The sequence below is a fragment of the Cognatishimia maritima genome, from assembly GCF_900129685.1.
GTDB classification, from domain to species: Bacteria; Pseudomonadota; Alphaproteobacteria; order Rhodobacterales; family Rhodobacteraceae; genus Cognatishimia; species Cognatishimia maritima.
In genome coordinates this window covers 1-24,784 of the sequence record NZ_FQWM01000002.1, presented here as the reverse complement: position 1 = coordinate 24,784, position 24,784 = coordinate 1, and the positions used below count along the sequence as shown (strand labels likewise).

General features: G+C 56.0%; 28 protein-coding genes and 1 tRNA gene. 17 read left to right on the top strand and 12 right to left on the bottom strand.

Features of this window, described 5'->3' with window-relative positions:
• Positions 1-90 precede the first annotated feature (90 nt).
• From crcB to BUA39_RS05415, 8 genes are all read left to right on the top strand, one after another.
• The gene (crcB, locus tag BUA39_RS05450) at positions 91-468 is read left to right on the top strand and encodes a fluoride efflux transporter CrcB (protein ID WP_072791800.1); all 378 of its coding nucleotides are present in this window, start codon (positions 91-93) and stop codon (positions 466-468) included.
• Positions 465-1,511 carry an RluA family pseudouridine synthase gene (locus BUA39_RS05445; RefSeq protein ID WP_072792661.1) on the top strand — a complete coding sequence of 349 codons (1,047 nt, stop codon included), beginning with the start codon at positions 465-467 and terminating at the stop codon, positions 1,509-1,511. Before crcB ends, BUA39_RS05445 begins: the two co-directional genes overlap by 4 nt.
• Positions 1,508-2,179 (top strand): HAD-IA family hydrolase, encoded by a 672-nt coding sequence (locus BUA39_RS05440; protein WP_072791799.1) that lies wholly within the window; start codon positions 1,508-1,510, stop codon positions 2,177-2,179. The genes BUA39_RS05445 and BUA39_RS05440 overlap by 4 nt, the downstream gene beginning before the upstream one ends.
• 2 nt (positions 2,180-2,181) lie before the next feature.
• A complete protein-coding gene (locus BUA39_RS05435; protein WP_072791798.1) occupies positions 2,182-2,895 on the top strand; it encodes an ATP12 family chaperone protein in 714 nt (237 codons plus the stop codon).
• Positions 2,896-3,103: 208 nt separating this feature from the next.
• The gene (locus tag BUA39_RS05430) at positions 3,104-4,123 is read left to right on the top strand and encodes an amino acid ABC transporter substrate-binding protein (RefSeq protein WP_072791796.1); all 1,020 of its coding nucleotides are present in this window, start codon (positions 3,104-3,106) and stop codon (positions 4,121-4,123) included.
• A gap of 126 nt (positions 4,124-4,249) precedes the next feature.
• Complete coding sequence (locus tag BUA39_RS05425; RefSeq protein ID WP_072791794.1) at positions 4,250-5,482, top strand: amino acid ABC transporter permease; 1,233 nt, start codon at positions 4,250-4,252, stop codon at positions 5,480-5,482.
• Between the two features lies 1 nt (position 5,483).
• Positions 5,484-6,770 carry an amino acid ABC transporter permease gene (locus BUA39_RS05420; RefSeq protein WP_072791793.1) on the top strand — a complete coding sequence of 429 codons (1,287 nt, stop codon included), beginning with the start codon at positions 5,484-5,486 and terminating at the stop codon, positions 6,768-6,770.
• 12 nt (positions 6,771-6,782) lie between these two features.
• Complete coding sequence (locus BUA39_RS05415; protein ID WP_072791791.1) at positions 6,783-7,574, top strand: amino acid ABC transporter ATP-binding protein; 792 nt, start codon at positions 6,783-6,785, stop codon at positions 7,572-7,574.
• Between the two features lie 87 nt (positions 7,575-7,661).
• Here the strand turns inward: BUA39_RS05415 and BUA39_RS05410 are convergent, their stop codons facing one another.
• From BUA39_RS05410 to ttcA, 9 genes are all read right to left on the bottom strand, one after another.
• Positions 7,662-8,150: a SixA phosphatase family protein gene (locus tag BUA39_RS05410; RefSeq protein WP_072791789.1), complete on the bottom strand. Its 489-nt coding sequence runs from the start codon at positions 8,148-8,150 to the stop codon at positions 7,662-7,664.
• Positions 8,147-8,779, bottom strand: a complete 633-nt coding sequence (locus BUA39_RS05405) for a hypothetical protein (protein WP_072791788.1) — start codon at positions 8,777-8,779, stop codon at positions 8,147-8,149. The genes BUA39_RS05410 and BUA39_RS05405 overlap by 4 nt, the downstream gene beginning before the upstream one ends.
• Positions 8,776-9,570 carry a sterol desaturase family protein gene (locus tag BUA39_RS05400; protein WP_072791786.1) on the bottom strand — a complete coding sequence of 265 codons (795 nt, stop codon included), beginning with the start codon at positions 9,568-9,570 and terminating at the stop codon, positions 8,776-8,778. Before BUA39_RS05400 ends, BUA39_RS05405 begins: the two co-directional genes overlap by 4 nt.
• Before the next feature lie 56 nt (positions 9,571-9,626).
• Entirely contained in the window at positions 9,627-10,493 is an 867-nt protein-coding gene (gene argB, locus BUA39_RS05395) for an acetylglutamate kinase (RefSeq protein WP_072791785.1), read from the bottom strand.
• Between the two features lie 69 nt (positions 10,494-10,562).
• On the bottom strand, positions 10,563-11,216 hold the full coding sequence (gene yihA / locus BUA39_RS05390) for a ribosome biogenesis GTP-binding protein YihA/YsxC (protein WP_072791783.1): 654 nt from the start codon (positions 11,214-11,216) through the stop codon (positions 10,563-10,565).
• Complete coding sequence (locus tag BUA39_RS05385; RefSeq protein ID WP_072791782.1) at positions 11,216-11,962, bottom strand: MOSC domain-containing protein; 747 nt, start codon at positions 11,960-11,962, stop codon at positions 11,216-11,218. Before BUA39_RS05385 ends, yihA begins: the two co-directional genes overlap by 1 nt.
• Entirely contained in the window at positions 11,959-13,779 is a 1,821-nt protein-coding gene (yidC, locus tag BUA39_RS05380; protein ID WP_072791780.1) for a membrane protein insertase YidC, read from the bottom strand. Before yidC ends, BUA39_RS05385 begins: the two co-directional genes overlap by 4 nt.
• A gap of 134 nt (positions 13,780-13,913) precedes the next feature.
• Positions 13,914-14,645 (bottom strand): hypothetical protein, encoded by a 732-nt coding sequence (locus BUA39_RS05375; protein ID WP_131814570.1) that lies wholly within the window; start codon positions 14,643-14,645, stop codon positions 13,914-13,916.
• Between the two features lie 90 nt (positions 14,646-14,735).
• Positions 14,736-15,608 carry a tRNA 2-thiocytidine(32) synthetase TtcA gene (gene ttcA, locus BUA39_RS05370; protein ID WP_072792659.1) on the bottom strand — a complete coding sequence of 291 codons (873 nt, stop codon included), beginning with the start codon at positions 15,606-15,608 and terminating at the stop codon, positions 14,736-14,738.
• On the opposite strand from ttcA, the gene BUA39_RS16705 reads away from it, so the two are divergent.
• The 3 genes from BUA39_RS16705 to BUA39_RS05355 all read left to right on the top strand — a co-directional run bounded on the left by BUA39_RS16705 (position 15,567) and on the right by BUA39_RS05355 (position 17,880).
• On the top strand, positions 15,567-15,986 hold the full coding sequence (locus BUA39_RS16705) for a hypothetical protein (RefSeq protein ID WP_131814569.1): 420 nt from the start codon (positions 15,567-15,569) through the stop codon (positions 15,984-15,986). The genes ttcA and BUA39_RS16705 overlap by 42 nt on opposite strands.
• Before the next feature lie 326 nt (positions 15,987-16,312).
• Positions 16,313-17,008 (top strand): hypothetical protein, encoded by a 696-nt coding sequence (locus tag BUA39_RS05360; protein ID WP_072791776.1) that lies wholly within the window; start codon positions 16,313-16,315, stop codon positions 17,006-17,008.
• Between the two features lie 134 nt (positions 17,009-17,142).
• Positions 17,143-17,880: a glycosyltransferase family 25 protein gene (locus BUA39_RS05355; protein WP_072791774.1), complete on the top strand. Its 738-nt coding sequence runs from the start codon at positions 17,143-17,145 to the stop codon at positions 17,878-17,880.
• Here BUA39_RS05355 and yidD read toward each other — a convergent pair whose 3' ends face one another.
• The 3 genes from yidD to rpmH are packed head-to-tail and all read right to left on the bottom strand — an operon-like array spanning position 17,881 to position 18,730.
• On the bottom strand, positions 17,881-18,132 hold the full coding sequence (gene yidD / locus BUA39_RS05350; protein ID WP_084604758.1) for a membrane protein insertion efficiency factor YidD: 252 nt from the start codon (positions 18,130-18,132) through the stop codon (positions 17,881-17,883).
• Positions 18,129-18,572, bottom strand: a complete 444-nt coding sequence (gene rnpA, locus BUA39_RS05345; protein ID WP_072791771.1) for a ribonuclease P protein component — start codon at positions 18,570-18,572, stop codon at positions 18,129-18,131. The genes yidD and rnpA overlap by 4 nt, the downstream gene beginning before the upstream one ends.
• A gap of 23 nt (positions 18,573-18,595) precedes the next feature.
• Entirely contained in the window at positions 18,596-18,730 is a 135-nt protein-coding gene (gene rpmH, locus BUA39_RS05340; protein WP_072791770.1) for a 50S ribosomal protein L34, read from the bottom strand.
• Positions 18,731-19,012: 282 nt separating this feature from the next.
• Between rpmH and BUA39_RS05335 the strand changes: the two genes are divergently transcribed.
• The 6 genes from BUA39_RS05335 to BUA39_RS05310 all read left to right on the top strand — a co-directional run.
• Positions 19,013-19,735, top strand: coding sequence for a TVP38/TMEM64 family protein (locus tag BUA39_RS05335; RefSeq protein ID WP_072791768.1), 723 nt, complete (start codon positions 19,013-19,015; stop codon positions 19,733-19,735).
• A 12-nt stretch (positions 19,736-19,747) separates the two neighbouring features.
• On the top strand, positions 19,748-21,166 hold the full coding sequence (locus BUA39_RS05330) for a dihydrolipoyl dehydrogenase family protein (protein WP_072791766.1): 1,419 nt from the start codon (positions 19,748-19,750) through the stop codon (positions 21,164-21,166).
• A gap of 17 nt (positions 21,167-21,183) precedes the next feature.
• Complete coding sequence (locus BUA39_RS05325; protein WP_072791765.1) at positions 21,184-22,572, top strand: sensor histidine kinase; 1,389 nt, start codon at positions 21,184-21,186, stop codon at positions 22,570-22,572.
• Positions 22,573-22,634: 62 nt separating this feature from the next.
• Positions 22,635-22,711 (top strand) — tRNA-Arg (locus BUA39_RS05320).
• A gap of 724 nt (positions 22,712-23,435) precedes the next feature.
• Complete coding sequence (locus BUA39_RS16700) at positions 23,436-23,687, top strand: hypothetical protein (RefSeq protein WP_131814568.1); 252 nt, start codon at positions 23,436-23,438, stop codon at positions 23,685-23,687.
• A 982-nt stretch (positions 23,688-24,669) separates the two neighbouring features.
• Positions 24,670-24,784: transposase (locus BUA39_RS05310; protein ID WP_479723333.1), on the top strand; the 115-nt coding region annotated here is incomplete at its 3' end.

The following is a 24,784-nucleotide window of genomic DNA, read 5'->3' as shown; positions in this document are numbered from 1 at the left end:
GTCACCACAGACTATTTGTAAGAGTATTTGTTCAAAGGTGAAGCGGCGGCTGCGGTTGACAATTGACGTGGCGCGGGTGAGAGACAGCCGATGATGATCAACCTGATATACGTCGCTTTTGGCGGTGCGGTGGGTGCTGTATTGCGCTATGTCACCGGGCTTGGAGTCCTGCGTTTGGCAGGCGGTGGGTTTCCTTTGGCGATCATCACGGTGAATATCCTTGGGTCGTTCCTGATGGGGCTCTTGGTGGTCATGGCGGCTAAGCGCGGGTTTGACCATCTGAACCCGCTGATCCTGACGGGGGTGCTGGGCGGTTTTACGACCTTCTCAGCCTTTTCGCTGGAAACAGTGACGCTGATTGAAAAAGGGCAGAACATGGCGGCGCTGGCCTATGTTTTGATATCCGTCATAGGGTCGATATTGGCCCTGGCGCTTGGCGTCTGGTTGGCGCGAGGAGTATGGGCATGAGTGGCGTACAGACAATTGAAATAACTGCAGATGATGCCGAGATGCGGCTGGACCGTTGGCTGCGCGCGAAGTTCCCGCAGCTCAATCAGATCCGCATCGAAAAAATGTGCCGCAAAGGCGAATTGCGTGTGGATGGCGGGCGGGTCAAACCTGCGACGCGTCTGCAAGAGGGGCAAAGCGTGCGCGTGCCGCCCTTGCCGGACAAAGCGCCTGAGGCTGGTCCGCGCACTGAGGTCAAGATTTCTGCGGCCGACGAAAAGCTGATCCGCAACTGCGTGATCTACCGCGATGATCACATCATCATTCTGAACAAACCTGCGGGCCTGCCCACGCAGGGTGGTAGCAAACAGACCCGTCATGTGGACGGGCTAAGCGAGGCGCTGACCTTTGGCTATGAAGAAAAGCCGCGTCTGGTGCACCGGTTGGACAAGGACACATCCGGTGTTCTGGTGCTGGCGCGGAGCCGCAAGATGGCGTCGGACCTGACCACAGCCTTCCGCCACCACGCGACCCGCAAAATCTATTGGGCCGTGGTCGCAGGCGTGCCGACCCCCTATTTGGGCGAAATCAAATACGGTTTGGTCAAAGCACCGGGGCATGGGCGCAAGGGCGAAGGCGAGAAAATGCTGGCGGTGCATCCGCGCGATGTCTCCAATACGCCGGGGGCAAAGCGGGCGATCACACAATACGCCACGCTTTATCGCGTCGCGAGCCGCGCGGCTTGGGTGGCGATGGAACCAATCACCGGGCGCACACACCAACTGCGTGCGCATATGGCGGAGATTGGTCATCCGATCATCGGCGATGGCAAATACGGCGGTTCTGGGCAAGAAAACCTTGGAGATGGCTGGGGCGCGCAACTGGGCGGCATCATCTCTAAAAAGCTACACCTGCATGCGCGCACCATCAGCTTTGAGCATCCGGCAACGAGGCAAATCCTGACGATCCATGCGCCGCTGCCAGATCATATGGCCCATACGTTCGAAACCTTTGATTGGACGCCAGATATGGCGGCGGAAGATCCATTTGAGGCGTTGCAATGAGCGATCTGAAACTGGCGGTGTTTGACGTTGACGGAACGCTCGTCGACAGTCAGGCCCATATCATGGCCGCCATGTCACTGGCGTTTTCTAACCTTGGTTTGGACGTGCCGACGCGCGAAGCCGTGTTGGGCCTCGTTGGCTTGTCGCTGCACGTGATGATGCCACGGCTTGCACCGCAAGCTGACAAAGACGTGCATGGCGCGCTGGTCGAGGGCTACAAGGATGCGTTTGTGCAGCTGCGGACGGAGTCCACAGTTGGCGATACCATGCCGCTATTCCCGATGGCGCTAGAGACATTGGCCGAACTACAGGCGCAGCCCGACCTGTTGTTGGGCGTGGCAACCGGCAAATCCCGCCGGGGGCTCGACAAGGTTCTGGAGAGCCACGGCTTGACCAAGACCTTTGTCACCGAACATGTGGCAGATCATCACCCATCAAAACCCCATCCATCGATGTTGCAGGCGTGTCTCAGCGACACGGGCGTCGCTGCAGAGCGCGCGGTGATGATTGGCGATACAGCCTATGACATGGAAATGGCTAAGGCTGCGGGGCTTTATGCGGTTGGTGTCAGCTGGGGCTACCATGACCGGGATCAATTGGCCCAAGCGGATGTCATCATTGACAAATTTCAAGATTTACCTGCCGTTTTGAAAGGCTTTTGGGGGTAGTTATGTCCGGCTGGAACACCAAAAAACGCTTTTGGAAAGATGTCAGCGTGTCCGAGCAAGATGCGGGATTTGGCGTGCTGTTGGATGGGCGCAGTCTGAAAACGCCGGCCAAAACAGCGGTGATTGTGCCAAATGCGAAGATTGCCGAAGCGATTGCTGCAGAGTGGGATGCGCAGGGCGACCAGATTGACCCCCTGTCCATGCCGGTCATGCGCTGGGCCAATGCCGCATTGGACAAGGTTGCGCTGCAACATGCGGAGGTTGCAGATATGCTGGCGGACTATGGCGGTACAGATTTGCTTTGCTACCGCGCCGTCAGCCCAGAGGCTCTGGTTGCGCGTCAAGCAGAGGCTTGGGACCCGCTTCTTGACTGGGCCGCAGAACGTTACAACGCGCGGCTGGTGCCGGTGCGCGGCGTTATGTTTCAAGCGCAGGACGCTGGCGCGCTCGAGCGGCTTCGGCAAGAGGTTCACGCATTCTCAAATTTCGAATTGGCGGCTTTTCACGATCTTGTGTCGCTTTCTGGCTCTCTGATTCTGGGCTTTGCAGCAGTCGAAGATTTGAAACCGGTTACAGAGCTTTGGAATTGCTCTCGGCTGGACGAGCTATGGCAAGAAGAGCAGTGGGGCCGCGATGAAGAGGCACATGCGCTGGCTGAAACCAAAAAATCCGCCTTTGTGCAGGCGCGCAATCATTTCGATTTATGTAGCGATTGAAATGACTTAAAGGGTGGGCGCCCAAATTTTGAGATTTCTCTTACTAAATAATCAAAATCTGTGACCACCCCCTTGACCTTTCTTGATCTTTCGAACCACACTAGTCCGCGCTGAGGGGGGCGAGACCCTATTCAGCGACCAAAAGTGCCGGTGAAGCAAAACCGGTGGTCTGCTCCGCAAAGGGGCAGCAACTCAGGAAGAGGTAAATATGAAAAAATCCGTAATTTATGGCGCCGCGACTTTAGCTTGCATGTCTGCAGTCGCCGCCACCGCTGGTACACTTGACGACGTGAAAGCACGTGGCAAGTTGAACTGTGGTGTGACGACCGGTGTCGTTGGCTTCTCTGCACCAAATGCCGAAGGCGTTTGGGAAGGTTTTGATGTCGACGTATGTCGTGCTGTTGCGGCTGCGGTTCTGGGCGACTCCACTGCTGTGGAATTCGTTCCAACCACGCCAAAAACACGTTTTACAGCGCTCTCCGCTGGCGAAATCGACATGCTGTCCCGCGTGACAACATGGACTCTGTCCCGCGACGCTGACCTGAAGTTCACCTTCGTTGGTGTCAACTACTACGACGGTCAGGGCTTCATGGTTCCACAGGAACTGGGTGTGTCTTCTGCAAAAGAACTGGACGGCGCGACTGTTTGTATTCAGACCGGTACTACAACCGAGCTGAACCTGGCGGACTTCTTCCGCTCGAACAACATCAGCTACGAGCCAGTGCCAATCGAAACCGTTGCTGAAGCACAGCAGCAGTATATCGCAGGCTCTTGCGACGTTTTCACAACGGACGCGTCCCAGCTGGCATCAACTCGTGCGACTTTCGAAAACCCATCCGATCACGTGATCCTGGGTGACATCATTTCGAAAGAGCCGCTTGGCCCAACAGTACGTCACGGCGATGATGAGTGGGCAGACGTTGTTCGCTGGTCCTACAACGCGCTGGTTGCAGCCGAAGAACTGGGCGTAACCTCTGCAAACATCGGCACGCTGGCTGAGTCCGGCTCCGACAACCCAGAAATCAACCGTCTGCTTGGCAAAGAAGGCAGCATGGGCGAGATGCTGGGTCTGGACGCGGACTGGGCGGTTCGCATCATCTCTGCAGTTGGTAACTACGGTGAAAGCTTCGAGCGCAACCTTGGTTCCCAATCTGCAATCGGCCTTGCGCGCGGTCTGAACGCGCTCTGGACCGAAGGCGGTCTGCAGTACTCTCCGCCAGTACGCTAATAGCCTAACAAGTGGGGGCGTGGGCATCAGCCTGCGCCCCAACTACTTTGCCGACCAAAAAAGTTCGATCACACGCTTTACGCGACATAACCAACAATATTGATCGAAATGACGGGGAACTCTCATATGACTACACTTACCGATCCTCCGAAGGAGTCGTTTCGGCCATCGATGCTGATATACGACACGCGCTACAGGTCGCTTACATTCCAAGTAATCGCTGCGCTTGTCCTTGCTCTTTCATTCTGGTTTCTGGGGAACAACCTGATTCAGAACTTGCGCGCTGCAGGTTTGAACATTTCTTACAGTTTCTTGGGTGAAACCTCCGGCTATGACATCAACCAAGTGCTGATTGACTACGACAGTCGGTCGACGCACCTGCGGGCTGCCATCGTCGGGATTTTGAACACCCTTCTGGTCGCTTTCTTTGCCTGTATCACCGCTACGATCTTCGGGGTGATTGCAGGGGTTTTGCGACTGTCAAATAACTGGCTCGTGGCCAAGGTCATGTCGGTTTACGTGGAAATCTTCCGCAACATTCCGGTGCTGATCTGGATCATCATCATCTTCACCATCATGACCGCGGTTTTGCCAGGACCACGCGCGTTCCGAGGCGACAATGCAACCGCCAGCATGGTGCTGGATCTTTTTGCCTTCACGAACCGCGGCATCTATATCCCAAGCCCGCACTTTGAAAGCGGCCTGTTTGACAGCGCAGTCCAAAATTGGCTGCTGGTCATCGCGTTTCTGGTCGGGTCCTTCTTCGCAACGCGTCGCGTCTCTGCTTGGGCGACCGCAAAGCAAGAGGCAACCGGTGTTCGGCCATCCACGTTCTGGATCAATCTGGCGATTTGGTTTGTCCCGGTCATCCTGTTGATGTTGATTATGGGCCTGTCTTGGGAAGTTCCGGCCTTGAAAGGGTTTAACTTCGCAGGTGGTATCAAAGTTGGTGGACCGCTGATCGCGCTTTGGTTTGCGCTTTCGATCTACACGGGTGCTTTCATCGCGGAGAACGTGCGTGCGGGTATTCAAGCGATCTCAAAGGGTCAAACAGAGGCTGCCTCTGCATTGGGTCTGCGTCCAAGCCGCGTGATGAACCTGGTGGTTCTGCCGCAGGCGCTGCGTGTGATCATTCCACCGCTGATTTCTCAGTATCTGAACATCACCAAGAACTCTTCGCTGGCGATTGCCGTTGGCTATGCCGACATCACAGCGACCTTGGGTGGTATCACGCTGAACCAAACCGGCCGTGCAATTGAATGCGTCCTGCTGTTGATGCTGTTCTATCTGACGATCTCTTTGCTGATTTCAGTCGTGATGAACACCTACAACAACGCCGTGAAGCTGAAGGAGCGTTGATATGAGCACTGAACTCGCATTTGTACGCACCGAACAAATCCCGCCGTCACCGCCGCCATCGAGCGCGATTGGTCCGAAAAAATGGATCAAGGATAACCTCTTTTCGAGCATCCCGAACACCATTTTGACCATCGTGACGATCTGGCTGATCTACACGGTTTTGATGGTGGTTGTGCCTTGGATGGCCAATGGTGTCTGGAACACGTCATCCCTGACGGAATGTCGCGAAGTCCTACAAGGCAAGACGGGGGCGTGTTTCTCTGTTCTGAGTGAACGGTGGAACCAGATCCTTTATGGATTCAAATACCCGGTCGATTCCTACTGGCGTCCGAACACTGCCTTGATCCTGTTGGCCTTTGCGGCAGCACCGGTGATGTTCTTTGATTTGCCACGCAAGATGCTGATCTTTACCGCGATCTATCCTTTCCTGGCCTACTGGCTGATCTGGGGCGGTACGATCTTGGGTCCACTTGTTGCGCTTTTGGGCTTCGTTGCGGGCGGCTTTGCCTTCATGCGTCTGTCCTTCAAAAGCTTCGCAGCGGGTTTCTTTGGGGCGATCATCGCAGCCTTTGCGGTTTGGATAATCGGAGGCGGTCTGATCCCAGAGACGGCGTCTGAGAATTCATTGTTGGCCGCCGTGCCAAGCCGTGATCTGGGTGGCTTTATGCTGAACCTGATGTTGGGCGTGACCTGTGTGTCCTTGTCCCTGCCATTGGGCATTGCATTGGCACTGGGGCGTCAGTCGAACATGCCTTTGATCAAAGGTATTTCGGTCGTCTTCATTGAATTCGTTCGTGGCGTGCCTCTGATCACATTGCTCTTCGTGGCATCTGTGATGCTGGCCTACTTCTTCCCACCTGACAGCACCGTGGACTTGTTCCTGCGCGTTGTCATCATGATCACCATGTTCTCGGCGGCCTATATCGCCGAGGTGATCCGGGGTGGTTTGGCCGCGTTGCCGAAAGGTCAGTATGAAGCGGCGGACAGCCTTGGGTTGGATTATCCTCAGGCTATGCGCCTGATCATCCTGCCACAGGCGCTGAAGATCTCGATCCCAGGTATCGTCAACGTTGCGGTGGGTCTGTTCAAAGACACCACGCTGGTTTCTGTTATCTCGATGTTTGACCTCGTTGGCATGATCCGCGGCCCAATTCTGGCGTCCACCGAATGGAACGGCGTCTATTGGGAACTTCTGGGCTTTGCCGCCTTCCTGTTCTTCGTCGTCTGCTATGGCATTTCACAATATTCACAGTGGCTGGAGCGTCGTCTTGCCACAGATCACCGCTAAGGAGTTCACACAATGTCTGAACTAGCAATTGAACGCGAAATCGATCGCTCCAAAATGCAGGTCTCTGATGAGGTCGCAATCCAAATCAGTGGCATGAACAAGTGGTACGGCACGTTCCACGTGCTGCGCGACATCGACCTGACTGTAAACCGGGGCGAACGCATCGTTATCGCGGGTCCGTCCGGTTCTGGTAAGTCAACCTTGATCCGCTGCTTGAACGCTTTGGAAGAGCATCAGCAGGGGCAGATCATCGTCGATGGGACAGAGCTGACATCTGATCTGAAGAATATCGATAAGATCCGATCAGAGGTTGGCATGTGCTTTCAGCACTTCAACCTGTTCCCGCATCTGACCATTCTGGAAAACTGTACGCTGGCGCCGATCTGGGTTCGTAAGACACCCAAGAAAGAAGCCATCGAACGGGCAATGCATTTCCTTGAGAAGGTGAAGATCCCTGATCAGGCGAACAAGTATCCAGGCCAGCTGTCCGGTGGTCAGCAGCAGCGTGTGGCGATTGCCCGCTCGCTTTGCATGAAGCCACGGATCATGCTGTTTGACGAACCGACATCTGCGCTTGACCCGGAGATGATCAAAGAGGTTCTGGACACCATGATCGAGTTGGCCGAGGAAGGCATGACCATGCTGTGTGTGACCCACGAAATGGGCTTCGCGCGTCAGGTCGCAAACCGCGTGATCTTTATGGACGCGGGCCAGATCGTGGAACAGAACGAGCCAGAAGAGTTCTTCAACAATCCAAAGAGCGAACGGACCAAGTTGTTCCTCAGCCAGATTTTGGGTCACTGAGCCTGATCGTAGTTATCAAAGAAAAGCCCCGCCATTGTGCGGGGCTTTTTGTTTGCCTAGCGGTTGAAGAAAACTCGCTATACGCATTTAGGTCAAATCGCGGGGGACAGTGAAGTTGACCACGGTGCCTGTGCCGTATTGCAGCGCCGTCCAATCCACGATGTCAAAATCCATCACGGTGGTTGCGCAGGTCGGGTAGGCGTAGAAACGGTCATGCTCTGGTGTTTCGGACAGCAGACGCTCTGCAAATTCGGCAATGCCGGGATTGTGCCCCAGCATCAGCACACAGGCCGCGCTTTCTTTTCTAAGTTCGCTCAACATCTCTTCAGAAGTGGGCAAATAGAGCCGCCGCTCAAACCGGCTGGGGACATCAAAACCAAGTCGGTCAAAGGTTTCGCGTGTGCGTTTCGCGCTGGAGCTGAGGACCGCGTCGGGCACATACCCGTTCTCGCGCAGCCAGTTGCCCATAGCCTCGGCAGAGTTCTGGCCGCGTGTATTCAGCGGGCGGTCGTGATCCGGTCCGGGCTGGTCCCAAGCCGATTTCGCGTGCCGCATTAAGATCAATCGTTTTGTCATTCGCCAAGAAACGCCTTCATATGGAATCGCGACTGTGCCTGCAGCCTGCCAAATTTTTGCGAGGCTGGGCAGCTTAATCTGACCTTGCAGCCGGACAAACAGGGCTGGCCGGCCTCTGTGCGCAGATAGGCCTTGCAAGCCGCGACGTCGTAGCCCGCGGGCGTCAGCGCGCCGATGGGGCATGCGGTGCGGCAGGGCTGCTCTGTGCAGGTCGCGCACGGGGAATGCGTTGCAATGGGTAGGTCGAGCGGGTTAGGGAGCGCTAGGATACCCCGGAATGACGCAAAAAGACCTGCCTTATCACTGACCAGCAAGCCCACCGGAGATTGCGCGCACCCCGACGAAAGCGCCCATTGAATGAAGGGTGGGTAGGGCGGCCCATCAGAGGGGTAGAGCGCCTTACCGTTGTGCTCAGCAGCGATCACGTTCAGAACGCGCTTGGAATAGCGGTCCATCGCGTCTGGCAAGCCGTCCCGATATTCGTGCTGCTGCGTGAAATGGTGCCAAAAACGCGGCTCGTCGGGGCCGATCAGCAAGGCGGTTAGGTAGTCGTCGAACCACGGGTCTTGGTGTGGATGAAACCCACCAAAGATTGTGAGGCCCGCGGCCTTTAGGGCATCCTCTATCATTTTCGTTTGAACGGCAGGGACAGGGTCCAGCCCAGTTTTGAGGGGCGTTCATCCTGCCACTGAAGGCCGACAGTCATGTCGTCATGCCCTGCCTCAGGCTGTGCGATATAGGTGCCAAACAGGCGATCCCAGATCGAAAGCGAGAAGCCATAGTTGCTGTCATGCTCATAACGATGCACGGAATGATGAACGCGGTGCATGTCTGGGGTCACCAGCACGCGACGCACAACAGAATCCACGGCATGCGGCAATCGGATATTGGCGTGATTGAACATGGCCGTGCCGTTCAGCAGGGCTTCGAACAGCACAATCGCCAGAACACTGGGGCCAAGCGCGTAAACCAGCGCGATTTTCAGCAGCATCGACAGCGCAATTTCCACCGGGTGAAAGCGGATGGCGGTGGTCACGTCCATATCGCGGTCAGCGTGGTGGACTCGGTGCAAACGCCAAAGGATTGGCACTTTGTGGGTGATCAGATGTTGCAACCAGATCGCGAAGTCAAAGATCAGGATCGCCAAGATCACTTCGATCCATACTGGGGCTTCGATTTGGTTGAGCAGTCCCCAACCATTTTGGGCAGCATCAAAAGCCGCGCCTGCGGCCAGCGCGGGCAGGGCGAGCGCCATCACCTGCAGCGTTCCGGTGTTTAGAACAGAGACCGCCCAATTGGTGACCCACCGCGTTTTGCGTGGTTGCCGCCGTGCGCGGCGCGGTACGGCCGCTTCGATCCCTGCCAATAGCAGGAAGAGGCCGAAGAATACGCCAAGGCGGATTGCGAGTTCATTATCCATGCGCCGAGATTAGGCGCAGGGCGCGGCAAGTCAAACGGCTTACCGTCACAATTCGGTTAGGCGTCGCCCCGGATCAAAGACCCGGCCCCGTGTTCGGTGAACAGCTCTAGCAGACAGGCGTTTGGTGCACGACCATCGAGGATGACCACGGCGCGCACGCCACCTTCGATGGCATTCAACGCGGTCTCGGTTTTAGGGATCATACCGCCGGCAATGACGCCTTCGGCCGTCAGCTCTTTGATCTGCTGGGCCTTAAGTTCGGTCATCACCTCACCCGCGCCATTCTTGACGCCTGCGACATCTGTCAGCAGCAAAAGACGGTCGGCATTGAGGGACGCCGCAATGGCTCCCGCAGCGGTGTCGCCGTTGACGTTGAATGTTTCGCCGTTTTCGCCAGCTCCCAAAGGTGCGATGACGGGGATCGTGTTCTTGGCAAAAAGGTCATGCAGGACTTCGGGGTCCATCTTGCTTGGGGTGCCGACAAACCCGAGGTCCGCATTTGTCTGGGTGCAAACCATCAGATTGGCGTCTTTGCCTGACAGGCCGACAGCCTTACCACCCTGACGGTTGATCGCCTGAACGATGCGTTTGTTAACAGTGCCGGACAGAACCATTTCAACCACTTCGACAGTGGCCGCATCCGTTACCCGTTTGCCATTCACAAACTCGGATTTGATCTGCAGCTTGTCCAGCATGGCATTGATCATCGGGCCGCCGCCATGCACCACAACCGGGTGGATGCCAACCATCTGCATCAGCACTACATCGCGCGCGAATTCTTCCATCGCCTCGTCACTGCCCATGGCGTGACCGCCCAGCTTGATAACAACAATCGCCCCCGTATAGCGCTGCAGGTAGGGCAGGGCCTGAGACAGGGTGCGGGCGGTGGCAATCCAATCACGGTTCATGTTTTGCTTCTTCATGTGCTGGGTCCTCTGGCTGATCCTGTTACCGGGTTTGCCGCGGGCATTCCAGCCTTCTTAAGCGAACAGTCAGGTCAAATTCGCGATGAGCGCGCGCAGGGTGGGCAGGCCCCACCCCTTTTCGCTGGAGGTCATGACGATTTCCGGGAAAGCCGCAGGGTGCTTGGCCAGGGCTTTACGCACCTGTTCCATGATCTTTTCGCGGTCTTTTTCCTTAACCTTGTCGGCCTTTGTCATCACGACCTGAAAGGTGACCGCCGAACTGTCCAGCAGGGACATGATCTCTTCATCGACAGTTTTCACGCCATGGCGGCTATCGATCAGAACAAAGGCGCGGCGCAGGCTAACGCGACCAGACAGGTATTGCTTCAGCAGCTTTTGCCATTTCTCGATGACGGGCAGGGGCGCGTTTGCAAAGCCGTAGCCGGGTAGGTCGACGAGGTAGTGGCTTTCGGCCAAGGTGAAGTAGTTGATTTCCTGCGTGCGCCCCGGCGTGTTGGAGGCGCGCGCCAACCCTTTGCGCCCGGTCAGAGCATTGATCAGGCTGGATTTACCAACGTTCGAGCGCCCCGCAAAACAGACTTCGATCCGGTCATCGCCTGGCAGGCCGTTCATGGCGACGACGCCTTTTAGGAAGTCCGCATTACTGCCAACAAAAAGCTTGCGGCCTTTTTCGCGGCTGATGTCGTCAGGTTCTTCAACCAAAGGGAAGGGGAGTTGCATCACAGCACCTCTACTGTGTCGCCGCGCGCAATTTCGCCGGCTTTGATAACGTAGGCTTTGACGCCGAAATCCTTGTGGCCGAAATGGTCACGCAGGTGTTTCAGCGTGTCCCAATCGTAGTTGCCAGTCGCGGGGTCAACGGTTGTGGCGCTGCAGCGTTCGATGCGTTCGCGGATTTCGAATTCAGCGGTGCCGATGCGGATCGTTTGGCCGATCCAGTCGAATTCCTGCCAGGGCTGCAAGCCATCCAGATGGATATTGCCGCGCCAGCGATCCATGTCGAGTGATGTGCCAAAGGTCTCACCAAGTGCCGCGTTTGACGCCAGATTCACAATGCTGATCGAGGGCCAGCTGGAATCTGTCAGCCCAACCCCCGGCACTTTCACTATCCCCACCGACTGCCGCTTTTGTGGCGGCATAATCGGGCGCACCCACTCTAGGAATTTTGCGGCATCCGCGTCGGGATCAAAGGTCAGATCCCAGAGGTCAGGATGAGACAGCGTGACGGTTTTGTCAGCCTCATTCAGCCGCGCGGTCAGCGCCATCAGTTGTGGCGCGCTGGCCCCGCGAGAGAAGTTAATGCAGCGGACCCATTCAGACCCATCTGCCTTTGTGGCTTCATGGGTCACGGCCCAATGGCGATCCCATGGCATGCATTTGCCTACCTCTAACGCAACGCGCTGAAGCGGTTCTCGGCCATGAGCCTTAATAGGATGGCGCCAGAGGGCCGCGACCGAGATTGTCACTTTTCTTCAGCCTTGGATTTGCGCTTGAAGCCTGACTTGATGTTGCCAAAGACGTCCGGCTTATAGCCGTGAATGCGCATGATCGAATATTGCTGAATGAAGGTGATCGTGTTGTTCGCAATCCAGTAGATCACGAGACCCGATGCAAAGGTGCCCAGCATGAACATGAAGACCCAAGGCATCCATGCAAAGATCATCTTTTGGGTTGGATCGGTTGGGGCCGGGTTCAGCTTTTGCTGCAGCCACATGGATACACCCAACAGGATCGGCAGGATACCGAGGGAGAAGATTTCAAAGAACCCAAGCTCTGGCACGCCGTAGGGCAGTGCGCCGAACAGGTTAAAGATCGAAGTTGGATCAGGTGCGGACAGGTCTTTCAACCAGCCAACCCAAGGCGCATGACGCAGTTCGAGCGTGACAAAGATCACCTTGTAGAGCGAGAAGAAGATCGGGATCTGCAGCAGGATCGGCAGACAGCCCGCCGCCGGGTTCACCTTTTCTTTCTTGTAAAGCTCCATCATGGATTGCTGCATCTTCTGACGGTCATCGCCGTGCTTTTCTTTCAGCTTCTCCATCTCTGGCTGCAGTTCTTTCATCCGCGCCATCGAGGCATAGGATTTATAGGCCAGTGGGAACACGATGATCTTGATAAGCACGGTCAAGCCGATGATGGCCCAACCCATGTTGCCAATGATCGTGTTCAGCCAATGCAGCACAGCGAACATTGGTTTGGTCAGGAAGAAGAACCAACCCCAGTCGATGCTGTCAAGGAAGCCCTGAACGCCGCCTTCGTTTTGATAGTCACGGATCGTCGCCCATTCTTTGGCACCGGCGAACAGCTGACTGTCGACCGAAACCGACTGACCATCGGCCAGTGTCTGTGTCGGCAGAACGGCCTCAGTCTGATAGATATTGCGGCGTTCATCGTATTTGGAAACGGATTTGAACGGGCTTGTCTGCGCAGGGATCAGGGTCGCCATCCAGTAGTGGTCGGTGAAACCGATCCAGCCGCTTTCAGTGACTTGGGTAACTTCGGCCTTTGCACCTTCGTTGGCGTTAAAGTCGTAATCCACCAGATCGTCATAGGACGCTTCGGTCAATTCGCCATCGGACATGGCGATCAGACCTTCGTGCAGGATGAAGAAATTCTTCAGATCTGCGGGTTCGCCATGACGTGCAAGAATACCATAAGGCGCCAGAGAAACCGTGCCCGCACCGGTGTTCTGAACGCTTTGTTTGACAGAGAACATGTAGTTCTCGTCAATGGAAATTTCGCGGCTAAACACAAGACCCGCGCCGTTGTCCCATGTCAGGGTCACGGGGGTTGTCTCGGTCAGCTTCGCGCCTTCGGCGGCTGTCCAAACGGTGTTTGCACCTGGAACCGCGTCCAGCCCAAGACCTGCGCCCGGCGCCCAGCCGTAAAGCGCATAGTAGCTGCTTGGTGCGCCGGTTGGCTTGAACAGGTGCACGATGTCGGAATCGGCGTCCAAGGTTTCGCGGTAGTTTTTCAGTGAGAGGTCATCAATGCGTCCCCCCAGCAAAGAGATGGAACCCATCACGCTAGGTGTTTCAATGGCGACACGTGGTGCGTCGGTGGCTTCTTTTGCCTCGACAGCAGGGGCGCTTGACGCCGTTGCGCCGGTTGTTGCGGTTGCGCTCGGCACGGGTGCTGTTGGAGAAACCCCCGTCGCGGTGGCAACAGCATTCGGGTCGTCGGTCAGCGCTGCTTCGGGGGGTGGAAAGAAATAAAACCATCCGACCAGCACAGAGATGCTGAGTACCGTTGCAAGAATGAGGTTCTTGTTATTGTCGTCCATTGCGCTGGGCCACCTGTCTGTCTCAGCAAGTCCACTGGCGGGCCTCGCTGACTTCATCCGTTTTCAAACCTTGATCCATATGCGTGCCACCCATGGTTTGGGGGCTGGATCTGTTCAGGGTGGTTCAACAGAGGTCAGGCCGAAAGGTCAAGAGGATTCCTTGAAATGTGGGCGTCTCGGCTAGGCGGTGTCACGTTTTCCATAGATTTGGGAAAGCGAATGCTGGTTGGGTGAGGGCGCGGCTGGACATAGATCGGCAATTTAGCTGCAGTCAGATGGCTGGTTCGCGGTACCGTGAGCGGCGGATGCGCATGAACATTGTTCCTCGCGCGGTCACTTGTCGCCCGCCAAACCTCTTGGGCAGCAGAGACGAGCGCGGTGATATCAGACGTCACAACGTGGTCGCTCAGACAGTAGCCAACTGCGAGGGTGTCTGCGACTCGTCTGCCGTCTGATGATGCGATGGCCGCGGCTGCCACTTTCAGACGAGATGCCTGCCGCGCGCAGTCATCTTTGCTTAGGTGTTTTGCAGCCGTCTGAACAACGACAAGCGTGCCGTCGCCTTGCTCGATCAGCAGATCACTTGGGCGAAGGTAATGACGTAGCTTTTGCGCGCCGGTTGGCGAGAGCCGTGACTCAGGTTTGGTGGACCCAAGTACATATACGCATGTCTTGCGGCCGTTTTTCTTCGCGGTCGCGAGCAATTGCTGGGCACGTCGCATCGCGGGTCCATTTGGCGAATGGGGCTCATAATGCGCACTTTGTTCCATCCGCCAAAACCGACGCAGCAATGCTGGCAAGCGCATGCCCACGCGCCAACCCATCCATGGTGTCCGAAATAGAAATGTCAGAAATAGCCGCCGCATGGTGCCTCCAATGCGGCGCTGCTGCCGAAGAGATCAGCAGACAGGTTGCCCCGCAACGGGCAGCATAGGCATCAAAGGGTAGGGCGCGGCTTAACGCAGCTTTGGAATGTCGGCCTGATTTTCTTCAAAATTTCCGGTTTCGCGCATGAGGCCGACGAAATCGAAAATCTTGGGGTCCAACATGTGGCTTGGTCGAATGTTCATCAACGACCGGAACATAACCTGACGGCGACCTGGGCTGTTCTTTTCCCACTGGTCAAGAATTTGTTTTACCTGCTGGCGCTGTAAACCGTCTTGGCTGCCGCAAAGGTCACACGGGATGATCGGATAGTTCATCGCCTTGGCAAACTTTTCGCAGTCTTCTTCGGCAACATGCGCAAGCGGGCGATAGACAAATAGGTCTTTTTCTTCGTTCACCAGTTTCGGCGGCATGGTCGCCAGACGTCCACCATGAAACAGGTTCATAAAGAACGTCTCAAGGATATCATCGCGATGATGTCCAAGGACCACGGCAGAACAGCCCTCTTCGCGGGCGATCCGGTAGAGGTTGCCACGACGCAGGCGCGAACAGAGCGCGCAATAAGTGCGTCCGGCGGGGACTTTGTCTTTCACAATCGAATAGGTGTCTTGGTATTCGATCCGATGCGGTACGCTCATCTTCTTGAGAAACTCAGGCAGCACCGTGGCGGGAAAGTTCGGCTGGCCTTGGTCAAGGTTACAGGCCAGCAACTCCACCGGCAGCAACCCGCGCCACTTGAGTTCGTAAAGCACCGCCAGCAAGGTGTAGCTGTCTTTGCCGCCTGATAGGCACACAAGCCAACGCGCGTCGCGTTCGATCATGCCATATTGCTCGATCGCCTCACGCGTATAACGCACGATCCGTTTGCGCAGCTTCTTAAAGCTGGCAGAGGAGGGCGCGCCATGAAACAGCGGGTGGATATCATCGAGATCATCATCAAGCATGCGCGTTCCTATGCCATCGAATTGGCAATAGGAAAAGGGCAAAGCGTGCATGTCGTCTTGCCCTTTTCGATTTCAAAAACGGTGATCACGGTGCCGCGCATACCCATCGGGCGGCAGGCCGATATCCCGCTTTACATGCGGGCTGAGGCTGTCAGCGACGTCCGGCGGCCGAGGTCTGGCGGCAAGAAGGCCACGCAGCAGTGCAATCGCCGTCCGCCGGACGCCAAGTTTTGCGACGAGGTCGGCGATTTTGATGTCCAGCTCGATCAGAGCATGATGAGAGTCATTGCGAGTCATTTTAATCTTCCACGCGCCATAGCTGCGTGGCCCCTTGAGGTTGAAGTGGTGAAATACACTGCAGACGGATCACACCCGTGAGGTCAAAAACAGTGCTGGGAAACGTTCAGAGATGAGGCACTACGGCCCCGGTGCGAAAGACTAGGCGGTTCGCCAGACAAACGCGGTTCGGAGGCAGGTCGCAAATGCGCATGTGTGATTGAACGATGTCATATTGTGCCTCCTTTGTTGATGTTGAACGTGCGGGCAAACTAACGATGAGGCGTTCAAAGCCAAGTCAGGAAATGCATACCCGGTAAGGTTGTTGCAATGTTGCTACTATTCTGTACTCCGTACAGAAGTAGGGCCACCATACAGTAAGTGGTGAGGCCGTGGTTCTGAGGCGGTGAGATGAGTAGGATTTTCTGATGGAGAGTGGTTTTTTTAAATGGTTGTGGCGGTACAATGCATTCGCAATTGCCGGTGCCGCAACGGTTACAATAGTGGTTTTGGGCCTCATTGCTTTTGAATTGTATCAAGACGCAACACGTGACGTGTACGTGTCGAATGTGGTCAACACCGATACAGAAGATCAAACTCTTATAGAAACCTATACCTACGGGCGGCTTCAAGTTGTCGATAATGATAATGGTCCAGCATTGGTCGCCCCGCTCTATACGGAGCAAAGCTATTCGCTGATCCGAAATAGCAAATCCACGTCACGCAACACAGTTAACTACAAGATGATTTGGCGCGATGGCCGGCAAGAGTGGCTATTTAAAGACTTTTCGCAACTGATCGTTGATGAAAACAGGGCTCGACGACCTATCAATGGTGATGAGAAACAAATGCAGGTGGTCGCTGTTTTTCTGACTGTCGTGCCAATGGATACCAACGATGATCAACGCCTATCCGGTAGGGACAAAAAACAGCTCTATGTCACGACAGCAGACTACCAAGAAAAGAAGTTATTGTTAGAAGACATACAAGGCATCGAGTTCGTCGAGAATTGGGGTGAGGATGTAGTCTTGGTGAAAGCTGAGATAGACAAGGACTTTCGTTTATTTGAATATCAAATTTCTGATGGTTCTTGGTCAAAGCTCACAACTTTGACTGATCATTAGGGTTGTTGTTGTCCGGCCACAAGCATCGCCGCGCTGCGCATGCGTTGCACGCGACTTGTTTTCACATCTTCCCATGTATTTAAGGTAGACAGCGAAAGCACTGGCACTCGGTCAAAATGAGAGAACACAATTTCATGTCTGAAATCACCGCGGGCGGTCAGGCGCTCTTGTCATTGTTTGACATGATTTACGTTCTCAACTTGCCAGAACGACGCGACCGCCGGATGCAGATGGCGCAGCAGCTTGCGCGGGTTGGTCTGAGTCTAGAGCACCCAAAGATTACGCTTTTTCCTGCCTGCAAACCGAGAGAGGCAGGGGAGTTCCCGACCATCGGGACGCGTGGGTGTTTCGAAAGTTATCTTGCGATCCTGACGGACGCGCTGGCCGCTGGTCACGACAGGTTTTTGGTGATCGAAGACGACGCGGACTTTGCGCGAGGTTTTGAGGCGCAGATGCCCGAGGCCGCAGCGTTTCTGTCCGGAAAAAACTGGGGCCTGGTTTATGGCTATTCGACCGAGCTTGAGCCGGTCGATGCGCCGGGGCCTCTGCGCTTTGTCGATCCGGAGGTGGGGGTCAGATGCACGCATTTCGTCGCGTTCAGCGGCGATGCTGCACGGCAAGCGTTGCCTTATTTGCAGGGCATCTATGGGCGCCCGATGAATGATCCGAACGGCGGCGCCATGCATCTTGACGGCGCGCTGACATGGTTCCGCGCAGCGCATCCTGATGTTGTCACCTATGCAGCGAAGGACTCACTCGCGATCCAAAGGCCATCGCTGTCAGACATTCATCCGCCCAGGTGGTATGAACGCACGCCGCCGTTTTCGACACTGTATAGACTTGCGCTCAGGGCGAAAGCCGCTTTGCGCTGATCAGTCTTTGAGATTGTCGTTCCCTGGGTCATCGCCCGGCACTGGGTCATAGCCATCACCGCCAAAGGGATGGCAGCGCCCGATGCGTTTCACGGTCAGTGCCGTTCCTTTGATCGGCCCGTGTTTTTCCAGCGCCTCCAGCGCGTAGGCAGAGCAGGTGGGCTGATAGCGACAATTGAACCCGACCCAAGGGCTAAAGATCAGCCGGTATGCCCGAATGGGCAGGGCGACGATATGGGCGAGGGGGCTCATTTTTGGTTTGGCGCGCGTTTTGCGGCGGGCGCATGCAGCTTTTTCAATGCATAGCGCAGGTCGCTTTTGAGGTCTTCGAACGGGCGCGCAGCAGTGGAGTCTGCGCGTCCGATCAGCACATAGTCCCAGCCGGGTTTGCCCAAAGTCGGAAGGACCGCGCGGGCCACTTCGCGCATGCGGCGTTTGGCATGGTTGCGGGCCACGGCATTGCCGACCTTCTTGGAGCAGGTGAATCCAACGCGGATCGCGTTTGGGGTTTCGCTTTCACCCTCACGACGCCTGCGCGCCTGAACCATCATCGAGCCGACGCCCTGTTTACGTGCCCGAGCAGCCAACAGAAAGTCTGAACGTTTCTTAAGGACAAGCAGACACGACGAAGCCGCCGGAGGTACATCCCTTCGGCTGGCGTTGCCATCCAATGGGGCCTCCGGCGGCGTCATGTCTTACTCGCAGTGTCTGAGGCTTACGCGCTCAGCGCCTTGCGGCCACGCGCGCGGCGCGCGTTCAGGATCTTGCGACCAGCTTTTGTGGCCATGCGCGCACGGAAGCCGTGGCGGCGTTTGCGAACCAGGTTCGAGGGTTGGTAGGTGCGTTTCATCGCTCCGTCTCCGTACTTATTGTGAACGCTCCGCGACTCACATCGGGTGCGTGATCTATTCGAAGCCCTGCTAATAGGGGTGGGTTTTAGATAAGTCAAACGTCCAAAACGGGTTTTGCAACAAAAATCCGGTGGAATCCGGCGATATGTTTCAAAACCGTCGCAATCGGCGTCTGTCGTTCACAGAAGTCGTGAAGATCATCAACGGCCCGTGAAGTCTATACCCATTTCTTGCGCCCGTTCGCATCTTGGGGGAAACCGGATAGGACGAGAGATAAAACGATGAGCGATATGACTGACACTCCCAAACGCGGGTTTACCAAAAATTTGCCGCTGATCGCCATTTTATTGGTGGCCGCCGTCGGAGCCTTCACCTTGCGAGATTACCTGAGTTTTGAAACCCTTCGGGACAACCGCGAGTCGCTGTTGGCCTTTCGAGATGCCAACTATGCGCTGACGGTGGGTATCTTTATGTTGGCCTATGTCGTCATCGTCGCGTTCAGCCTGCCGGGGGCAACCATTGCCACGCTGACAGGCGGTTTTCTGTTCGCGACCTTCCCGGGCGCGCTCTTTAACGTCACAGCGGCCACCATCGGCGCGGTGCTGATCTTTATGGCCGCCCGCTGGGGTCTGGGAGAAAAGCTTGCCGCCAAGATGGAAGGCTCTGAAGGGGCGGTGAAGAAGATCAAAGATGGTATCGATGAAAACCAATGGTCGATGCTGTTTCTGATCCGGCTGGTTCCAGCTGTGCCATTCTTCGTGGCCAACCTTGTGCCTGCCTTGGTGGGTGTTCCGCTGCGCCGCTTTGCGATGTCCACTTTCCTTGGCATTATTCCGGGCGGCGTTGTGTATACCTCGGTCGGTGCGGGTCTTGGCGAGGTCTTTGAGCGCGGCGAGACGCCAAATCTCGGTATTATCTTTGAGCCGCAGATACTGCTGCCCATCCTTGGCCTTTGCGCCTTGGCCGCATTGCCCATCGCCATCAAAGCCCTTCGTGGCAAGTAAGGACTCTTTCCCATGACCAAGATCAAAACGGATTTGCTTGTCATCGGTGCAGGCTCTGGCGGGCTTTCAGTAGCTGCCGGCGCAGTTCAAATGGGCGCAGATGTGACCCTTTTGGAAGGCCACAAGATGGGCGGTGATTGTCTGAATTACGGCTGCGTGCCCTCAAAGGCGCTGATCGCCTCGGGCAAGGCCGCATGGGGGCAAAGCCATGCGCAGAAATATGGCGTTGCGAATGTCGCACCAAAGGTCGACTACGCCGCCGCCAAAGATCACGTTGCAGATGTCATTGCCGAGATCGAACCCAATGATTCAGTTGAGCGGTTCGAAGGCCTCGGCGTGCGTGTTATTCAGGAATATGGCGAATTCCTCTCTCCGACCGAGGTGAAGGCCGGTGACCACATCATCACCGCGCGCCGGATTGTGATTGCGACGGGCTCATCACCGCTCGTACCACCGATCCCCGGATTGGAAAATGTGCCTTACCTAACCAACGAAACCCTGTTTGAACTGCGAGAGCAGCCAGAGCATCTGTTGATCATCGGTGGCGGCCCCATTGGACTAGAGATGGCGCAGGCGCATCGTCGTTTGGGCAGCAAGGTCACCGTCATTGAAGGCATGAAGGCGCTGGGCAAGGATGACCCGGAACTGGCGGCGATTGTGCTGGAAAACCTGCGCGCAGAAGGCATCGCAATCGAAGAAGACGCCTTGGCGCAGGAAATCCGTGGTGGGGCAGGGGCCATCGAGGTTGAGACCAAAGACGGCCGTGTTTTCAAGGGCACGCATCTTTTGATGGCCGTTGGCCGCAAAGCCAATATCGACAAGCTGAACCTAGAGGCGGCGGGGATTGAACGCGCCCGCAATGGCATCAAGGTAGACAGCGGCATGCGCACCACCAACAAAAAGGTCTATGCGATTGGGGACGTGGCCGGTGGGCTGCAATTCACCCATGTCGCGGGCTATCACGCTGGGCTGATTATTCGGTCTGCACTGTTTGGTCTGCCCGCCAAAGAACGCACAGATCACATTCCTTGGGCCACCTACACGGACCCAGAGCTGGCGCAAGTGGGGCTGACCGAAGCGCAGGCGCGGGAGAAACACGGCACCGCACTAGAGGTTGCCCGCTTTCACTTCACCCACAATGATCGCGCCATCGCCGAACGCAAAACGGCTGGCCTGATTAAGGTCATGGTGGTCAAAGGCCGCCCGGTTGGGGCCTCGATTGCGGGCTATCAGGCTGGGGAGTTGATCAACCTATGGGCGCTGGTGATAGCAAATAGACTCAAGATGAGCGCGGTGGCGAATATGGTGGCCCCATACCCAACCATCGGCGAGTTGAACAAACGCGCTGCGGGTGCATATTTCTCGCCAAGGCTGTTTGAGAACCCTAAGGTGAAACGGATCGTTGGGTTTGTTCAACGCTGGTTGCCGTAAGAACTGGGTGAAGGTTCATGTTGAAGACACTATCGGGGCGTTTCCTGTTTCTGACCATTATCTTCGTGATGCTGGCAGAAGTTCTGATCTTTGTCCCATCCGTCGCCCGTTTTCGCGAAGATTACCTGCTGTCACGCCTTGAGCGCGCGCAGATCGCCTCTCTGGCTTTGCTGGCGGATGACATGATTGACGAAGACCTTGAGGCCGAATTGCTGCGCAACGCGGAGGTCTACAACGTCGTTCTGCGCCGCGATGAGGTGCGGCAGTTGATGCTGTCCTCCCCGATGCCTGCGCCGATTGACAAAACTTTTGACCTGCGGGAACGCTCTGCCACCAAGCTGATCATGGACGCCATGGCGCGGCTGTTTAACCCCAACCCCGAGGTGATCCGCGTGATCGGCGCGCCGGTGCGCGAGGCCGGCTTGCTGATCGAGGTCACGATCTGGACCAAGGACCTGCGGTCCGCAATGATCGACTACGGGCTGAACATCTTATGGCTCTCTGCGGTGATCTCTGTGTTTACGGCGACATTGTTGTTTTTTGCAGTGCGCATGATCCTCGTGAAGCCCATCAAGGGCGTGGTGGGCTATATGCAAAGCTACGCGGCCGCTCCTGAAGATGCGCGGCGCATTATTCAACCGCGTTCAGGCGTGGTCGAACTGCGCGAAGCCGAAGAAGCCTTGCAAAGCCTGCAGACCGAACTGACTGCGGCGCTGCGCCAAAAGGAAAGGCTCGCCCAGCTTGGCGGTGCCGTCGCCAAAGTCAGCCACGACCTCCGCAACATCCTGACCTCGGCGCAGCTTTTCACCGATCGGATCGAAATGTCCGAGGACCCTGCGGTCAAACGCATGGCGCCCAAACTGGTGAATTCGATCACCCGCGCGGTTCACCTTTGCGAAAGCACGCTAGCCTTCGGAAAAGCCGAAGAACCCGCTCCGCGTCTTACACAAGTTCATTTGGCCGACTTGGTCGAAGATGTGCTGGATTCTGAACGACTCGCGGTCGGCGATTTTGATCTGAGCCTTGCCGACAACGTGCCGGATCACCTGATGGTGCGCGCCGATTCAGAACAGCTTTATCGCGTGATTTCAAACCTCGTGCGCAATGCCCGTCAGGCGATAATCACGGCAGGCAAACCGGCAGAGATCATGGTCTCTGCTGAAGAAATGGCAGACTGTTGGAAAGTCCGTGTCACAGACACAGGTCCGGGCCTGCCGCCGAAAGCCAAGGAGCATTTGTTTCAACCTTTTCAAGGCGGTGCCCGCAAAGGGGGCACAGGGCTGGGGCTGGCAATTTCGTCTGAACTGATCCGCGGGCACGGCGGAAATTTGACACTGTTGCAAAGCGATGAAAGCGGAACCAGCTTTGAAATCAGCCTACCGAAGGGCGACGTTGCAGAAATCTGATTTTTTTCAGATTTTGCCCTTGCGCCCTTTCGGCGTTACCATTAAACCGCCCCTCACACCGCGCTCTGGTAGCTCAGCTGGATAGAGTACTTGACTACGAATCAAGGGGTCGGGGGTTCGAATCCTCCCCAGAGCGCCATTTTTTCCTCTGTGAAACGACACATTATTCTGCCTTTTGCGACGGAACCTTTCCATTTTTGACGCATAGGTTTGCCTTTTATGGCTTGAGATGATGTCTGTCACGATTTCAGTTTCAAAACTGGTTCTGAGAAAAGCGCTTCAGTGAGCTTGTCTATAAAACCTGCTCCCGGCTAGGTTTGGGGGGGGTAGCAAGTGAAATACAATTCGACTGGGTTGGAGCGGCCCGCACGCGCAGCCGAAGACACGGCTCTGTCTAATTGCGTTGCAGGCGCGTGGGGACGAAGTCCCCTAGCTCTTTTTGTAGAGAGGGCGGATGTGGTCATTCGCTGCAAGGGCGCCACTTAGGTAGCTGCGCGATCAAAGCGGACGTTCGGGTGAATATCGATCGACTTGATGAAAGCGCCCGACGCTTACGCGGGAAACGAGTGCATTCGGAACGACGTAAAATGCAAAAGTACCGCGCAACACATGCGATATTTGTGGAAGCGTAATTGCCCATGTAATGCATTAGCACTTTCTGTATCGCTTCACCCTCCGTTTTCAGGTCGCTGTTTGGCGCAATTGACGCACATGTCGATGACGCTTTCATTTTCCCAATTACGTGTTGATTGTCACTGAGGCCTTCGTCAGCTTCTACGAAGCTAAGCTAAAGCGCCATTATTACTCGTGAAAGCTGCCGCTAGGCGCAGTATCAATTGAATACACCAAGAACAATAAGTGTCATGTCGAGCAAGAAAATTCGCCCACCCGAGGAAATGACCAATGCCTCCGAAGGCTACCGCAACGCCGTGGATGCTGCTGTTTCAGCCGTTCCGGGGGTTGGCGGACCTCTCGCAGCGATCGGGCGACAAGTCCTTCCGTCAGAGCGAGATCGCAAAACGGTCGAATGGCATTCGGATGTTTCTGACAAGCTGAATGAACAGGTTGAACGTATCGCCGAACAGGAGCGGCGGCATCTTGAACTCGAAGACTGAACCACCAAGTAACTGAATGGTATTTCGACGAGACTGGAGATCGTCGAGCAAAACGCACGCCCTGAAGCAGTCAGGACCGATTTCAGCGACTTGGTTCTCCAGCCAGGGCGCAAACTGATCGAGGAGCGGAAGTACGTCACGGCCCTTGGGATCTTTGATGCCGTGGAGCAAGATGGCCCATCCATACAGGACGACCCTCAGTGGCATGCGAAAATCGCTTCGCTGAGAGGAAACTGCCATCTTCATATTGGGGATGCGTATCTGGCGGGCGCTCTGTTTCTTCGAGCCTACGAGCTCGACCCTGCCTCCCCGAAAATCCGCAGCAATGCCGTTGCCGGCTACTTGATACGCCAGGAGTTGGAGACGGCGGTCCAGACCGCGCAGGGCCTTATCGATGAATACCCGGAAACGCCGCATCACTGGATTAACTTCATTCAGGCGAACGGAGCCATGGGCGCAGACCTTTCCTACCTTGACGACGTGCCGGTTTCCGTTCGGTACGATGAACAGTTGATGCTTACCACGTTGAACGTTCTCAGGGCGCGTGATGATATCTCCTGGAGATCGAAGGCGCGCGACACTATCGCTGCTCATCCCAACTCGCGCCCTGCCAGACGCTACGCCGCTGAAGCCGTTCTCGATGAAGCTGTGGAAGTGCTGCTTGCTACATCGTCGACCATTGCGCAGGTCGCCGAGGTTCGGCGTCGCGCCGAGGAGGCTGCAGAGGATTTAGCAGATCTTTGGACGACCTTGCTCATGACAGAGAACCCCGCCCACAAGACACATATCTCGCTTCTTCAGAATGCCATCACCGGGTTTCGGATCGCGAATGCGCCGGAGCGAGCCATGGAGATGCTCGAACCGTCGATTGACGCGCTGATCGAAGATGAGGCCAGCCGTACAATCGTCGCAGCTGTGGTGGACCTGTCACGGTTTGATGCCGCTCCTTTGATAGCATTTACTGCAGCAAAGGAGACGAACTATGGGACTGAAACGGACGGACGAATTCCGCAAAGATGCGGTGCGCATCGCGTTAACCAGTGGGCTGACGCGCAAGCAGGTTGCTGACGATCTGGGTGTTGGTATGTCGACGCTGA